This window comes from uncultured Polaribacter sp., from assembly GCF_947495205.1.
Lineage (GTDB): Bacteria > Bacteroidota > Bacteroidia > Flavobacteriales > Flavobacteriaceae > Polaribacter.
Genome location: NZ_CANLXV010000007.1, coordinates 30,053 through 44,367, shown reverse-complemented (window position 1 = coordinate 44,367; position 14,315 = coordinate 30,053). Strand labels below are relative to the sequence as shown.

Genomic DNA, 14,315 nt, shown 5'->3' with positions numbered 1-14,315 from the left:
TACGCTAAAATAGGTCTTTTTTGATGAAAATTTAAATACGTTTATAGTTATCAATTCATAAAATATATTCTTCTAATTTGATTTTTTTTTATGACTATTAGCAGAAACTATTTGAATTAAAAAGATAAAATAGTGTTTTACAGATTAATGAATATGGCATTTTAAGAATTGATAAATACTTTCCTAAATTAAAGTAATTTCTTTAAAAACTTAGCAGTATAACTTGTTTTATGTTTTGCAACTTCTTCTGGAGTTCCTGTAGTAAGTATTTTACCACCTTTTTTACCACCTTCCATACCAACATCAATAATAAAATCTGCCAATTTTACAACATCTAAATTGTGTTCTATAATTAAAACGGTATTTCCTTTGTCGGCTAGTTTATTTAAAACTTCCATGAGAACTCTAATATCTTCAAAATGAAGTCCAGTTGTGGGTTCATCTAAGATATAGAAGGTGTTTCCTGTATCTCTTTTAGAAAGTTCTGCAGCCAATTTTATACGTTGTGCTTCACCACCAGAAAGTGTGGTAGATTGTTGCCCAAGTGTAATATAACCCAAGCCTACATCTTTAATCGTTTTTAATTTTCGGTGAATTTTAGGAATCATTTCAAAGAAATCCGTTGCATCTTCAATGGTCATATTTAACACATCAGAAATAGATTTTCCTTTATATCTAATTTCTAAAGTTTCTCTGTTAAAACGTTTTCCTTGGCAAGTTTCACATTCTACTTGCACGTCTGGTAAAAAGTTCATTTCTATTACACGAACGCCACCACCTTGGCAAGTTTCACATCTACCACCTTTAACATTAAAAGAAAAACGTCCTGGTTTGTACCCTCTAATGGCAGCTTCTGGAGTTTTTGCGAATAAACTTCTAATTTCATCAAAAGTTTTTGTGTAAGTTGCTGGGTTAGAACGTGGGGTTCTACCAATAGGAGATTGGTCTATGTCTATTACTTTATCTACATGCTCTAAACCTTCAATTTTTTTGTAAGGCATTGGTTTTTTTACACCTCTATAAATATGAGCATTTAAAATAGGATATAAAGTTTCGTTTATTAAAGTAGATTTTCCACTTCCAGAAACACCTGTAACACAAATCATTTTTCCTAAAGGAAATTCTACAGAAACATTTTTTAAATTGTTACCAGAGGCGCCTTTCAGTTTTATTGTTTTTCCGTTTCCTTCTCTTCTTTTTTTAGGAACTTCAATTTTTCTTTTTCCTGTGATATAATCAGCAGTTAATGTGCGTTGTTTCTTTAATGCTGCAAAAGTTCCTGCAGAAATAATTTCTCCGCCATGTTTTCCTGCTCCAGGTCCAATGTCAAAAACAAAATCGGCATTTTCTATCATGTCTTGGTCGTGTTCTACCACCAAAACAGAATTACCAATATCACGCAATTTTACTAAAGAATCTATTAATTTTTCATTATCTCTTTGGTGTAAACCAATACTTGGTTCATCTAAAATATATAAAACACCCACCAATTGAGAGCCAATTTGTGTTGCTAAACGTATTCTTTGTGCCTCACCACCAGAAAGCGATTTAGACGTTCTGTCTAAAGTTAAATAATCTAAACCAACATCTAATAAAAACTGAATTCTAGTTCTAATTTCTTTTAAGATTTCTGTGGCAATAATTTGTTGTTTTTCAGATAATTTTTCTTCTATATTTTGAAACCAATTTGCCAATTCAGCAACATCCATTTGTGCCAAATCACTAATGTTTTTATCGGTAATTTTAAAGTGAAGTGCTTCTTTTTTTAAACGTTTTCCTTTACAGGTAGCACAACTTACTTCGTCCATAAAGTTTTTTGCCCAACGTTTTATAGAGGTGCTTTCTGCATTGTCATATTGCCCGTTTATAAAAGCAATTATTCCTTCGAAATCTATTTTGTAATTTCGACGAACACCAGCAGTTTTAGATTCAATTTCAAAAGATTCATTTCCACCATTTAAAATAATATTTAAAGCCTCTTTTGGTATGTCTTTTATAGCGTCTGTTAATTTAAATTTGTAACGTTCTGCTATGTTTTGAATTTGTTTAAAAATCCAACTATTTTTTTGTTCTCCTAAAGGAATAATTCCACCTTTTTTAATAGAAATAGTGTCATTTGGAATTACTTTTTTTAGGTTGATTTCATTAGTAATTCCCAATCCGTTGCAAGAATTACAAGCACCTTTTGGCGAGTTAAAAGAAAACGTATTAGGTTCTGGGTTTGGATAGGCAATTCCTGTTGTTGGGCACATTAGTTCTCTACTAAAATACCTTGGTTTGTTGGTTTCTAAATCAATAACCATCATGATGTTATTCCCAGAATACAACGCTGTTTTTATGGTTTCATCTAAACGTTTTTCTATAGATTCGTTTACCACCAATCTATCAATTACAACCTCTATATCATGAGTTTTGTAACGGTCTAGTTTCATGCCTTTTTCAATCTCTCTAATTTTGCCATCTACACGAACTCTAATAAAACCTTGTTTAGAAATTTGCTCAAAAAGTTCTCTGTAATGTCCTTTTCTAGATTTAATTAAAGGAGCTAAAACGGCTGTTTTTTTTCCGTTAAAATCTTTTAAAATCAGTTCTTTTATTTGTTCATCAGAATAACTAACCATTTTTTGGCTTGTATTGTAAGAATAAGCATCGCCAGCTCTTGCAAAAAGTAAACGTAAAAAATCGTAAATTTCTGTTATAGTTCCAACAGTAGAACGCGGGCTTTTATTTGTTGTTTTTTGTTCTATGGAAATTACAGGAGAAAGCCCATCAATTTTATCTACATCTGGTCTTTCTAAACCGCCCAAAAATTGTCTTGCATACGCAGAAAATGTTTCAATATAACGTCTTTGTCCTTCAGCATAAATAGTATCAAAGGCTAAAGAAGATTTTCCACTTCCGCTTAAACCTGTAATAACTACAAGTTTTTCACGCGGAATTTTAACATCAATATTTTTTAAATTATGAGCTCTTGCTCCGTAAACTTCAATAAATTCTTGGTCTTTCAAACGGATTTATTTTTTGGGAAAAAGCAAAGTTAATCAATACAACTTTAAAAAAGGAACAAATCTAAAAGCGATTATTGTTAAGGTTTTCTTAGCATAATATTTTTAGAATTCCTTAAAAAAATCATTTAAAAACAAATCATAAAATAGTATCTTGCAGTTGTAATGAAATCAAAAACAACAATACATAAAATTCGTCATTTTTTTGAAAGACATGGTTTTGGCTTTTTTCAAAGACTGGCAGATCGTTTAGGTATGCGTGCCAAAAATGTACGAATTTACTTTATTTATGTAACCTTTTTTACAGTTGGGTTGTCTTTTGGTTTTTACTTGACTTTTGCATTTGCAATGAAATTAAAAGATATGGTATATACTAAAAGAAGCTCTGTTTTTGATTTGTAGTTTATGGTAATTTTAAAATCAAAAATAAATAAAATTGCTGTTTTAGTAGTTGCTATAATTCTATTTGGTACAGTAGGTTATATGCTTATATCAGATTTTAATTTTGTAGATGCTTTATACATGACTGTAATTACAGTTACTACCGTTGGTTTTGGAGAGTTACAACCGTTTTCTCCAGAAGAAAAAATTTTTACTATTTTATTAATTTTAACTAGTATTACTGTTTTTGGTTATGCAGTTTCTGCGTTTTCAGAATATTTGGTAAGCGGTAAATTATTTGAACATTTTAAACACAGAAAAGTGGAAAAGCAAATAGGACATCTAAAAAAACACACCATAGTTTGTGGCTTTGGCAGAAATGGAAAACAAGCTATTTTAAAGTTGGGCAATTACAATAAGCAATTTGTAGTTGTAGAAAAAGACAAAGAAATGATTGAAGAATTAGACAATCGTGGTCTTTTAAATATTGAAGGAGATGCCACTTTAGATGAAACTTTATTAAAAGCAGGTATTGCAAACGCAGCCTATTTAATAACAGCTTTACCATCAGACGCAGATAATTTATTTGTGGTGTTAACAGCAAGTCAGTTAAATAAAAAATGCACTATAATAAGCAGAGCAGCAAACGAATCTTCTTATAAAAAATTAAAGTTTGCAGGTGCTAGTAATGTAATTATGCCAGATAAATTAGGTGGTGATCATATGGCTTCACTTGTAACCACACCAGACGTAATAGAATTTGTAGACAGGTTAACTATAGAAGGAGAAACAACTGCAAATTTAGAAGAAATTGCTGTAAATGATTTGCCAAAAAAATACATTAATAAAACAATTTTAGATTTAGATTTAAGAAAACAAACGGGTTGTACGGTTATTGGTTTTAGAAATCCGGATAAAGATTACATTATAAATCCAGAGGCAGATATTAAATTAATAGAAGGCTCTCAATTAATTGTTTTAGGAAGACCAGAACAAATTTTAAAATTAAGAGACTTGTTTTAATTTTTTTTTAAAAATAAATCGCTATTATTTTAAGTTTGATAGGAATAACAACAAATTAGATTCCTTAAAGTAGAAATTGTTTTTAATGTAAAATTATTTTTAACTGTTTAAACTTGTTAAAAGCGCAATTTTTTATCATATTGCAAGCTATAATTTAAAAACATATAACAAGAATTATGAAGAAAAGACTTCTATCACTGCTTTTTTTAGCAGCTCCATTATTAATATTTGCGCAAGAAAAAGGATTAGATCAAAAGATAGATGAAGCATTTGGTAATGCAACAGGTTGGTTTGTAGAAATTGTTTTTTACCAAATTCCTTTTACAGATACAATTAGCATTTATTGGGTGTTATTTCCACTTATTTTGGGAGCATTGTATTTTACATTTTATTTCAATTTTATCAACTTTAGAGGTTTTTTTACATCAATAAATATTGTAAGAGGTAAGTATGATGGTTTAGAAGGCAAAGGAGCGCATAAAGCAATTGAAGTTTCAAATAATGTTTCTACAACAGATGGCGATAATCCAGATACTATCAGGGTAGAAGGTAATGATGGTGAGGTTTCTCATTTCCAAGCATTAACAGCAGCATTATCTGCAACAGTTGGTTTGGGTAATATTGCAGGTGTTGCAATTGCAGTTTCAATTGGTGGCGCAGGTGCTACTTTTTGGATGATTATTGCAGGTTTTTTAGGAATGGCGTCTAAGTTTGTAGAATGTACTTTAGGTGTAAAATATAGAGATATAGAGGCAGATGGAACCGTTTATGGTGGTCCAATGTATTATTTAACAAAAGGATTAAAAAACAAAACATTAGGTAAAGTTTTAGCGGCTTTATTTGCAATTTTTGTAATTGGTGGTTCTTTTGGTGGCGGAAACATGTTTCAAGTAAATCAAGCTTTTCAATTAGTAGAAAATATCACAACAGTTAATGGTACTTCTTTTTTAAATGGCAAAGGTTGGGCTTTTGGTTTGGTAATGGCAGTTTTAGTAGGTATTGTAATTATTGGCGGAATTAAAAAGATAGCAAAAGTAACCGATAAAATTGTTCCTTTTATGGTGGCAATTTATGTAGCAGCCTCTTTATATGTAATCTTCTATAATTATGATATGATTGGTGATGCTTTTGGTCAAATCTTTAGCGGAGCTTTTAGTCCAGAAGGAATAGCTGGTGGAGTTGTAGGTGTTTTAGTACAAGGGTTTAGAAGAGCAGCCTTTTCTAATGAAGCAGGTATTGGTTCTGCTTCTATAGCACACTCTGCTGTAAAAACTAAATATGCTGCAAGTGAAGGTATGGTTGCTTTGTTAGAGCCTTTTATAGACACAGTTGTAGTTTGTACTATGACAGCCTTGGTGTTAATAATTACAGGTAATGTAGCAGCAGAAAACGCTTCACTAGACAATGCACAAGCAATTTTATTAACTTCAGGTGCATTTGAATCTGCAATTTCTTGGTTTCCTTATGTGCTTACAGTTGCAGTTGTTTTATTTGCATTTAGTTCTATGATATCTTGGTCTTATTATGGTTTTCAAGGTTGGGTGTATTTATTTGGTAGATCTAAAAAAATGGAATATACTTATAAAATTATTTTTTGTGTTTTTGTAATAATTGGAGCAGCCGCAAGTTTAGGTTCTGTAATTGATTTTTCAGATGCCATGGTTTTTGCAATGATGGTACCAAACATGATTGGTTTAATTATTTTAGCACCAAAAGTAAAAGAAGAACTTAAAAAATACATGAGTGCCATAAAAGCACAAAAAGCATAAATTTACATTATTATGAATTTTTTAAAATCTCATTTCTGGTATAACAAAAGCCAAAGAAATGGGATTTTTCTTTTGGTATTAATAATTATAATTTTTCAATTCATTATTTTTTTTGATGTGTTTTCTTCTTCAAAAAAAATAGCTATAACTACACCAGAAATAGTAGCTTTTCAAAAGCAAATAGATAGTCTTAAAAAAATAGAATTAGCAAATAGAAAGCCTAAGATTTATCCTTTCAATCCTAATTATATAACAGATTTTAAAGGAGAGCAATTGGGTATGTCAATTCAAGAAATAGATAGGCTTTTAGCTTACAGAAAAAGCAATAAATTTATCAATTCAAAAGAAGAATTTCAAAAAATTACGCATGTTTCAGATTCACTTTTAAATAAAATTGCAGCTTATTTTAAATTTCCAGAATGGGTGGTTCAGAAGAATCAAAAAAAGCAAAAAAATAAATCATTTATAAGCAATAAAAATTCCTACAATAAAAACTTAACTAAGCGATCTACTAACGATATTAATAAGGCAACAGCAGAAGATTTACAAACTATAAATGGTATTGGAGCGTCTTTTTCTTACAGAATAATTAAGTATCGTTCTAAATTACAAGGTTTTTCCGTAAAAGAACAACTATACGAAGTTTGGCAATTAGAAAAAGAAGTTGCAGATAGAGTTTTGCAAACGTTTAAGATTATAGAAAAACCAGCAATTAAAAAACTAAACGTAAATACAGTAACGTTCAAAGAATTACTTAAAAATCCTTATATAGATTACGAGCTCTGTAAAAAGATTTTTAATTATAGAGATGAAGTTGCAGAACTACAAAACATAAAAGAATTAACAAATATACAAGACTTTCCAAAAGATTTGTATGATAGAATAGTCTTATATTTGTTGGCTGAATAGCTAACAAAATTTATTCCAATTCTATGAGCAGTATTTACTTTACTGAAGAGCACGAAATTTTTCGTGAAAGTTTTAAAGATTTTTTACAAAAAGAAGTTGTTCCACACATAGAAAAGTGGGAAAAAACAGGAACAATAGATCGTTTTATTTGGAAAAAATTTGGCGATATGGGTTATTTTGGTCTTTCTACGCCAGAAGCATATGGTGGTTTAGATTTAGACCTTTTTTACACTATTATTTTTTTAGAAGAAATGCAAAAAATAAACTCTTGTGGTTTTGCAGCAGCAATGTGGGCGCACGAGTATTTAGCAATGACGCATTTAAACAAAGAAGCCTCAGAAGAAACCAAACAAAAATATTTGGTACCAAGTGTAACCGGAGACAAAATAGGTTGTTTATGCATTACAGAACCATTTGGTGGTAGTGATGTTGCAGGAATGCGCTCCACAGCAATTAAACAAGGAGATAAATATATATTAAACGGCTCTAAAACATTTATAACAAATGGTGTTTATTCAGATTATTTAATAGTTGCTGCAAAAACAGATCCATCAGACAAATATAAAGGAATTAGCATCTTTGTAGTAGACAGAGAAACACCAGGAATTTCTGCAACCAAATTAGATAAATTAGGTTGGAGAGCCTCAGATACAGGAGAGCTAGCTTTTGATAATGTAGCAATTCCCGCAGAAAACCTTCTTGGAGAAGAAGGAAAAGGTTTTCCTTACATTATGCAGCACTTTGCATTAGAACGCTTACTAATGGGTGTAAATGCACATGCAAGAGCAGAGTATGCAGTAGATTATGCCATAAAATACATGCAAGAAAGAGTAGCTTTTGGTAAATCTTTAGATAGATTTCAAGCCTTAAGACACAAAATTGCAGAAATGGCGAGTAGAGTAGATATGTGTAGAGAATACAATTATTCCATTGCCAAAAGATTAGACCAAGGCACATACGTAGTAAAAGAAGCAAGTATGTCTAAATTACTATCTACCAAAATGGCAGATGAGGTAATTTATGATGCATTACAACTTTTAGGCGGTTATGGTTATATGGAAGAATACCCAATGGCTCGTTTATTAAGAGATAGTAGATTAGGACCAATTGGCGGTGGAACTTCAGAAATCCTGAAAGAGATTATCGCAAAAATGGTAATCGACAATAAAGAATACAAACCAGCAACGTAATTTTTTTTGATTATGGTTTTTGCGAAAATTATTTCCAATTATCGCAAAAATGGTAATCGATAACAAGGAATACAAACCAGCAACGTAATCTTTGCAATTAAATTTTTAGCTTTCAAACTAAAAACTAAAAACTAAAAACTAAAAACTAAAAACCACCAACCACAAACGCTATTATGGCGTTACCTAAAGGTCGGGCTTTCCACTATATCTTTTTAATAAATACTAAATTTCATTCAGTATTTACTAAAAAGGATGCCGTTGCAATCCCTAACGCAAAGTGCTTGTTTAAAAATAATTTAAATAAAAGTTGCCAATTCATTATTTGTAAGTACATTTGCAGTCCAAAAAATAAAAAACATCTAGCGTAAAGCAGATTAAAAAATAAAGATACTTATGAAGGGAGGTGCCAACTTATGTTAATTATACCTATTAAAGAAGGAGAAAATATAGATAGAGCGTTAAAGCGTTACAAAAGAAAATTCGATCGTACAAAAACGATGAAAAACCTACGTAACAGAAAAAACTTTACAAAGCCATCTGTAGCAAAGAGAGCTCAAAGAATTAAAGCCTCTTACGTACAAAAATTAAGAACACAAGAAGAAGTAGGATAGTAAAACTTAATTTTTAAAAGTTGTTCAGCAACCCATTAAAAATTATAAAGCTAACTCATTCCAATTTTATGTTGGAATTTACTTATTCAAAAGTCAAAAACTCGTAAATTTAATTTTACGAGTTTTTTTTTATGACTAATTTGTAAAAATTGTGCAATAATTAGTAAAAATATCAAGTTAAAAATAATTCATACACAAATAGACCATCTAAAGCCTTTTATTCAACTTGTATAAACTCAATTCAATAAACAAAGTAAGTTTCAGTAAATTTAAATACTTGCCAAATTATTATATTTCGTAAATTTACAATCAAACAAATCATCTACCATTGATAACACCTTTTCTAGAATACATACAATTAGAGAAACAATATTCAGAACACACAGTTACGGCATATAAAAACGATTTATTAAATTTTAAAGATTTTTGTATCACAGAATTTGATCAAGAAGACCTAACCGAAATAAATTACGCTCAAATTAGAGGTTGGGTAGTAAGTTTGGTAAAGCAAAACATATCTAATAATAGTGTAAATAGAAAGTTAAGTGCTTTAAAATCTTTTTACAAATTTTTGCAAAAAACAGAACAAATAGCAGTAAGCCCTTTAAACAAACATAAAGCTTTAAAAACACAAAAAAAGATACAAGTACCTTTTACGTCAAAAGAAATTAGTGTAGTTCTGCAAGATTTAGATAAGGAAAAAGATTTTGTTTCTCTCAGAAACAAATTAATAGTAGAATTGCTTTATTCAACAGGTATTAGAAGAGCAGAACTAATTAATATCAAAGTAGCTGATATAGATTTAGAACAGCATACTTTAAAAATTTTAGGTAAAAGAAATAAAGAAAGACTTCTTCCAATACTAAATACTGTAAAAAAGACGCTCATTTGTTATTTAGAAATTAAAGAAAAACTTCAAATGAATAACCAGTTTTTATTTATTACAGAAAAAGGAAATAAAATATATGAAACTCTTGTTTATAGAGTAATTAATACTTATTTTAGTAAAGTTTCTTCAAAGGTAAAAAAGAGTCCACATATTTTAAGGCATTCTTTTGCAACACACTTATTAAATGAAGGAGCAAATTTAAATTCGGTTAAAGAATTGCTAGGGCATTCCTCTTTAGCCTCCACTCAAGTCTATACACACAATAGTCTTGATGCTATAAAGAAAGTATATAATAACGCGCACCCTAGAGGCAATAAAAAATAGATTTATGAAAGTATTTACACAATCAGTCAATTTCAATGCAGATGCAACATTAGTAGAATATGCAAATAACAAAGTAGCTTCACTTGTAAAATTTCACGATAAAATTGTAGATGCAGAGGTTTTTTTAAAAGTTCAAAAAACTAGCGATAAAGAAAATAAAATTACAGAAATAAAAATTAACATACCAGGTAGTGAACTTATTGTTAAAAGAGAAACAAAAACCTTTGAAGAAGGCATTAATGCTGCAGTAGATAATTTAAAAAGACAATTAAAAAGGTCAAAAGAAAAGCATAGAGACTCTTTAATTTCTTAAAAAGTAAAAAAAAAACAAAAAAATAATTACAAAAAGTTTTAGAATATCAAAAAACTTTATACATTTGCAAACCGTTAGAAATAGCGGTTTGTTTTTTTCAACAAAAGCCGATGTAGCTCAGCTGGCTAGAGCAGCTGATTTGTAATCAGCAGGTCGGGGGTTCGAGTCCCTTCATCGGCTCAAAAAAAAACAAAAATCGCAGTGCGATTTTTAAGTTCATTAAAATAGTAAATTATCGGGGAGATACTCAAGCGGCCAACGAGGACGGACTGTAACTCCGTTGACTATGTCTTCGCAGGTTCGAATCCTGCTCTCCCCACAATTTACATTTTGCGAAAGTAGCTCAGTTGGTAGAGCGTCAGCCTTCCAAGCTGAATGTCGCCGGTTCGAACCCGGTCTTTCGCTCAAATATAATCAACAAAGCCGGTGTAGCTCAGTTGGTAGAGCGCATCCTTGGTAGGGATGAGGTCACGGGTTCAAATCCCGTCATTGGCTCAAGTTAAAAAGTATTATTAGACACTAAATATATTTAACCTAAGAATTAAAATCAATAATTATGGCAAAAGGAACTTTTGACCGTTCGAAACCACACTTAAACATTGGTACTATCGGACACGTAGATCACGGTAAAACAACTTTAACTGCGGCTATTACTAAAGTATTAGCTGATGCAGGATTCTCTGAAGCTAGATCTTTTGATCAGATTGATAATGCTCCTGAAGAAAAAGAAAGAGGTATTACAATTAACACTTCTCACGTAGAATATCAAACAGAAAATCGTCACTATGCGCACGTTGACTGTCCAGGTCACGCGGATTACGTGAAGAATATGGTTACTGGTGCTGCTCAAATGGACGGTGCTATTTTAGTTGTTGCTGCTACAGATGGTCCTATGCCGCAAACTAGAGAGCACATCTTATTAGGTCGTCAGGTAGGTATTCCTCGTATCGTTGTTTTCTTAAACAAAGTTGATATGGTTGATGATGAAGAGCTTTTAGAGTTAGTTGATATGGAAGTTAGAGAATTATTATCTTTCTATGAGTATGATGGAGATAATGGTCCTGTTGTTTCAGGTTCTGCTTTAGGTGCTTTAAATGGTGAACAAAAATGGGTTGATACTGTATTAGAATTAATGAGTGAAGTTGATGCATGGATTCAAGAGCCTTTAAGAGAAGTTGATAAAGATTTCTTAATGCCTGTTGAAGATGTATTTTCTATTACTGGTCGTGGAACTGTAGCTACAGGTCGTATCGAAACTGGTATTGCTAATACAGGTGATGTTGTAGATATTATTGGTATGGGAGCTGAAAAAATGTCTTCTACTATTACTGGTATTGAAATGTTCCGTCAAATCTTAGATAGAGGTGAGGCAGGAGATAATGCAGGTATCTTATTAAGAGGTATTGCAAAAGAAGATATTAAAAGAGGTATGGTAATCTGTAAGCCAGGTTCTGTAACTCCTCATGCTAAGTTTAAAGCAGAGGTATATGTTCTTAAAAAAGAAGAAGGTGGTCGTCACACTCCATTCCATAATAATTATCGTCCACAGTTCTATGTAAGAACTACAGACGTTACAGGTACAATTAATTTACCTGATGGAGTAGAAATGGTAATGCCAGGAGATAACTTAACAATTACTGTAGACTTAATCCAACCAATTGCATTAAATGTTGGTTTACGTTTCGCTATCCGTGAAGGTGGTAGAACTGTAGGTGCAGGTCAGGTAACTGAATTATTAGACTAATCATATATTGGTTTACTAATTAATAAATTATAAGGGTGTCACGTTTTTAACGTGACGCCTTTAATAATGAATTAAAGAAACGGACGTAGTTCAGCGGTAGAGCACTGGTCTCCAAAACCAGGTGTCGGGAGTTCGAATCTCTCCGTCCGTGCAAATTAAACAAACAAGTACAATGAAGTTTATACAATACATTAAAGATTCTTTTGAAGAGCTAAGTAATAATATGACTTGGATTTCAAAGGAAGATGCTCAAAAAACAACTGTAACTGTTGCAGTTTTTACAATTTTGTTCGCATTAGCAGTTGCAGGTATAGACTACGTTTTTCAAACTGGATTAGATAACTTTTTTAAATTATTTTAAAATTAAATTATGGCTGATTCAGTGATGAAATGGTATGTTGTTAGAGCCATTGGTGGACAAGAAAATAAAGTAAAAGCTTATATTGAAACTGAAATTTCTAGAGTAGGTTTATCAGATTATGTAAGTCAGGTTATTGTACCTACAGAAAAAGTTGTTCAGATTAGAAATGGTAAGAAAGTAAATAGAGAAAGAGTCTATTTTCCAGGTTATATAATGGTGGAGGCAAATCTTTCAGGAGAAGTACCTCACGTTATTAAATCTATTACTGGTGTTATTGGTTTTCTTGGAGAAACAAAAGGTGGAGAACCTGTTCCAATGAGAAAATCTGAAGTGAACAGAATGCTAGGTAAGGTAGATGAATTATCTGTTCAAGATGAAAATATTGCAATTCCTTTTAGTACAGGAGAGACTGTTAAAGTTGTAGATGGTCCATTTAATGGATTTGATGGAACTATAGAGAAGGTAAATGAAGAAAAGCGTAAACTTGAAGTTATGGTGAAAATATTCGGAAGAAAAACACCTTTAGAATTAAGTTATATGCAAGTAGAAAAGATATAATTGTTACACAAATATATATTATCGATTTGTTTTAAGGCTTCCAACTTAAAATAAATCATTAAACATTTTTAAAATGGCAAAAGAAGTTAGTAAAGTAGTTAAGTTACAAGTAAGGGGAGGCGCAGCGAATCCATCGCCGCCGGTTGGACCCGCTTTAGGTGCTGCTGGTGTTAACATTATGGAGTTCTGTAAACAGTTTAATGCAAGAACGCAAGACAAACAAGGTAAAGTTTTACCTGTTGTTATTACTGTTTTCAAAGACAAATCGTTTGATTTTGTTGTAAAAACTCCTCCTGCAGCAGTTCAGTTACTAGAAGCGGCCAAAATTAAAAAGGGTTCAGGAGAACCAAACAGAAAGAAAGTAGCATCAGTTACTTGGGATCAGATTCAAGTTATTGCAGAAGACAAAATGGTAGATTTAAATGCCTTTGAAGTAGCTTCAGCAATGCGTATGATTGCAGGTACAGCGCGTTCTATGGGATTAACAGTAAAAGGTAATGCACCAGCATAAGCTTTATAAAAAGTAGTAAAATGGCAAAATTAACAAAAAAGCAAAAAGAGGCTTACTCTAAATTAGATCGTTCTCAAACGTATGATTTAGCAGCAGCTTCAGCGCTAGTCAAAGACATTACTAATGTAAAGTTTGATGCGTCAGTAGATTTAGCAATTCGCTTAGGAGTAGATCCACGTAAAGCTAATCAAATGGTTAGAGGTGTAGTAACATTACCTCATGGTACAGGTAAAGATGTTAAAGTTTTAGCATTAGTAACTCCAGATAAAGAAGCAGAAGCTACAGCAGCTGGTGCAGATTATGTGGGATTAGATGAATACCTTCAGAAAATTAAAAGTGGTTGGACAGATGTAGATGTTATTATTACTATGCCAAGTGTTATGGGTAAATTAGGTCCTTTAGGTAGAATTTTAGGTCCTAGAGGTTTAATGCCAAACCCAAAGACTGGTACAGTAACAATGGATGTTGCAAAAGCTGTTGCAGACGTTAAAGCTGGTAAAATCGACTTTAAAGTTGACAAAACTGGTATTGTGCATGCTGCGATTGGAAAAGTATCTTTTGATGCTAAGAAAATCGAGGAAAATGCAAATGAATTAATACAAACAATTATTAAACTTAAACCTACAACTGCAAAAGGTACTTATGTAAAGAGTGTTTTTATGTCTAGTACAATGAGTCCTAGTGTAGAGGTTGAGGTTAAGGCTAACTAATACGTTAAAACTTAGGA

The 14,315-nt window shown here is 31.6% G+C and carries 14 protein-coding genes and 5 tRNA genes; 18 read left to right on the top strand and 1 reads right to left on the bottom strand.

The genetic code is table 11. The features are described from left to right. Window positions 1-188: 188 nt before the first annotated feature. Window positions 189-3,008 carry an excinuclease ABC subunit UvrA gene (gene uvrA / locus Q0762_RS08250; RefSeq protein ID WP_298765850.1) on the bottom strand — a complete coding sequence of 940 codons (2,820 nt, stop codon included), beginning with the start codon at window positions 3,006-3,008 and terminating at the stop codon, window positions 189-191. Window positions 3,009-3,170: 162 nt separating this feature from the next. On the opposite strand from uvrA, the gene Q0762_RS08245 reads away from it, so the two are divergent. From Q0762_RS08245 to rplA, 18 genes are all read left to right on the top strand, one after another. Next, entirely contained in the window at window positions 3,171-3,407 is a 237-nt protein-coding gene (locus Q0762_RS08245; protein WP_298765848.1) for a PspC domain-containing protein, read from the top strand. Window positions 3,408-3,410: 3 nt separating this feature from the next. Then, window positions 3,411-4,409: a TrkA family potassium uptake protein gene (locus Q0762_RS08240; RefSeq protein ID WP_298765846.1), complete on the top strand. Its 999-nt coding sequence runs from the start codon at window positions 3,411-3,413 to the stop codon at window positions 4,407-4,409. Between the two features lie 176 nt (window positions 4,410-4,585). Then, the gene (locus Q0762_RS08235) at window positions 4,586-6,178 is read left to right on the top strand and encodes a sodium:alanine symporter family protein (protein WP_298765844.1); all 1,593 of its coding nucleotides are present in this window, start codon (window positions 4,586-4,588) and stop codon (window positions 6,176-6,178) included. A 12-nt stretch (window positions 6,179-6,190) separates the two neighbouring features. Further along, a complete protein-coding gene (locus Q0762_RS08230) occupies window positions 6,191-7,087 on the top strand; it encodes a helix-hairpin-helix domain-containing protein (protein WP_298765842.1) in 897 nt (298 codons plus the stop codon). Between the two features lie 23 nt (window positions 7,088-7,110). Next, window positions 7,111-8,277: an acyl-CoA dehydrogenase family protein gene (locus Q0762_RS08225; protein WP_298765840.1), complete on the top strand. Its 1,167-nt coding sequence runs from the start codon at window positions 7,111-7,113 to the stop codon at window positions 8,275-8,277. 413 nt (window positions 8,278-8,690) lie between these two features. Beyond that, on the top strand, window positions 8,691-8,888 hold the full coding sequence (rpsU, locus tag Q0762_RS08220) for a 30S ribosomal protein S21 (RefSeq protein ID WP_088323159.1): 198 nt from the start codon (window positions 8,691-8,693) through the stop codon (window positions 8,886-8,888). A gap of 328 nt (window positions 8,889-9,216) precedes the next feature. Continuing rightward, on the top strand, window positions 9,217-10,101 hold the full coding sequence (locus Q0762_RS08215; protein WP_298765825.1) for a tyrosine-type recombinase/integrase: 885 nt from the start codon (window positions 9,217-9,219) through the stop codon (window positions 10,099-10,101). Window positions 10,102-10,105: 4 nt separating this feature from the next. After that, window positions 10,106-10,414: a ribosome-associated translation inhibitor RaiA gene (gene raiA, locus Q0762_RS08210; RefSeq protein ID WP_298765823.1), complete on the top strand. Its 309-nt coding sequence runs from the start codon at window positions 10,106-10,108 to the stop codon at window positions 10,412-10,414. A gap of 106 nt (window positions 10,415-10,520) precedes the next feature. Next, window positions 10,521-10,594: transfer RNA gene (locus Q0762_RS08205), tRNA-Thr, on the top strand. A 57-nt stretch (window positions 10,595-10,651) separates the two neighbouring features. Further along, window positions 10,652-10,733: transfer RNA gene (locus Q0762_RS08200), tRNA-Tyr, on the top strand. Between the two features lie 13 nt (window positions 10,734-10,746). Then, window positions 10,747-10,819 (top strand) — tRNA-Gly (locus Q0762_RS08195). A gap of 17 nt (window positions 10,820-10,836) precedes the next feature. Then, window positions 10,837-10,909 (top strand) — tRNA-Thr (locus tag Q0762_RS08190). Between the two features lie 61 nt (window positions 10,910-10,970). Further along, window positions 10,971-12,158, top strand: coding sequence for an elongation factor Tu (gene tuf / locus Q0762_RS08185; protein WP_298765820.1), 1,188 nt, complete (start codon window positions 10,971-10,973; stop codon window positions 12,156-12,158). 79 nt (window positions 12,159-12,237) lie between these two features. Next, window positions 12,238-12,309 (top strand) — tRNA-Trp (locus Q0762_RS08180). Window positions 12,310-12,330: 21 nt separating this feature from the next. After that, on the top strand, window positions 12,331-12,519 hold the full coding sequence (gene secE, locus Q0762_RS08175; RefSeq protein ID WP_298765818.1) for a preprotein translocase subunit SecE: 189 nt from the start codon (window positions 12,331-12,333) through the stop codon (window positions 12,517-12,519). Window positions 12,520-12,528: 9 nt separating this feature from the next. After that, entirely contained in the window at window positions 12,529-13,077 is a 549-nt protein-coding gene (gene nusG, locus Q0762_RS08170; protein ID WP_298765816.1) for a transcription termination/antitermination protein NusG, read from the top strand. Between the two features lie 73 nt (window positions 13,078-13,150). After that, entirely contained in the window at window positions 13,151-13,588 is a 438-nt protein-coding gene (gene rplK / locus Q0762_RS08165) for a 50S ribosomal protein L11 (RefSeq protein WP_298765814.1), read from the top strand. 20 nt (window positions 13,589-13,608) lie between these two features. Further along, window positions 13,609-14,298, top strand: coding sequence for a 50S ribosomal protein L1 (rplA, locus tag Q0762_RS08160; RefSeq protein WP_298765811.1), 690 nt, complete (start codon window positions 13,609-13,611; stop codon window positions 14,296-14,298). Window positions 14,299-14,315: the final 17 nt, after the last annotated feature.

Excerpts from the sequence above, each read along its gene's own strand:
- Q0762_RS08230 (WP_298765842.1), top strand. The coding sequence starts at position 6,191 with ATGAATTTTTTAAAATCTCATTTCTGGTATAACAAAAGCCAAAGAAAT.
- rplA (WP_298765811.1), top strand. The coding sequence starts at position 13,609 with ATGGCAAAATTAACAAAAAAGCAAAAAGAGGCTTACTCTAAATTAGAT.
- nusG (WP_298765816.1), top strand. The coding sequence starts at position 12,529 with ATGGCTGATTCAGTGATGAAATGGTATGTTGTTAGAGCCATTGGTGGA.
- secE (WP_298765818.1), top strand. The coding sequence starts at position 12,331 with ATGAAGTTTATACAATACATTAAAGATTCTTTTGAAGAGCTAAGTAAT.
- rpsU (WP_088323159.1), top strand. The coding sequence starts at position 8,691 with ATGTTAATTATACCTATTAAAGAAGGAGAAAATATAGATAGAGCGTTA.
- rplK (WP_298765814.1), top strand. The coding sequence starts at position 13,151 with ATGGCAAAAGAAGTTAGTAAAGTAGTTAAGTTACAAGTAAGGGGAGGC.
- tuf (WP_298765820.1), top strand. The coding sequence starts at position 10,971 with ATGGCAAAAGGAACTTTTGACCGTTCGAAACCACACTTAAACATTGGT.
- Q0762_RS08240 (WP_298765846.1), top strand. The coding sequence starts at position 3,411 with ATGGTAATTTTAAAATCAAAAATAAATAAAATTGCTGTTTTAGTAGTT.
- Q0762_RS08235 (WP_298765844.1), top strand. The coding sequence starts at position 4,586 with ATGAAGAAAAGACTTCTATCACTGCTTTTTTTAGCAGCTCCATTATTA.
- Q0762_RS08225 (WP_298765840.1), top strand. The coding sequence starts at position 7,111 with ATGAGCAGTATTTACTTTACTGAAGAGCACGAAATTTTTCGTGAAAGT.
- raiA (WP_298765823.1), top strand. The coding sequence starts at position 10,106 with ATGAAAGTATTTACACAATCAGTCAATTTCAATGCAGATGCAACATTA.
- Q0762_RS08245 (WP_298765848.1), top strand. The coding sequence starts at position 3,171 with ATGAAATCAAAAACAACAATACATAAAATTCGTCATTTTTTTGAAAGA.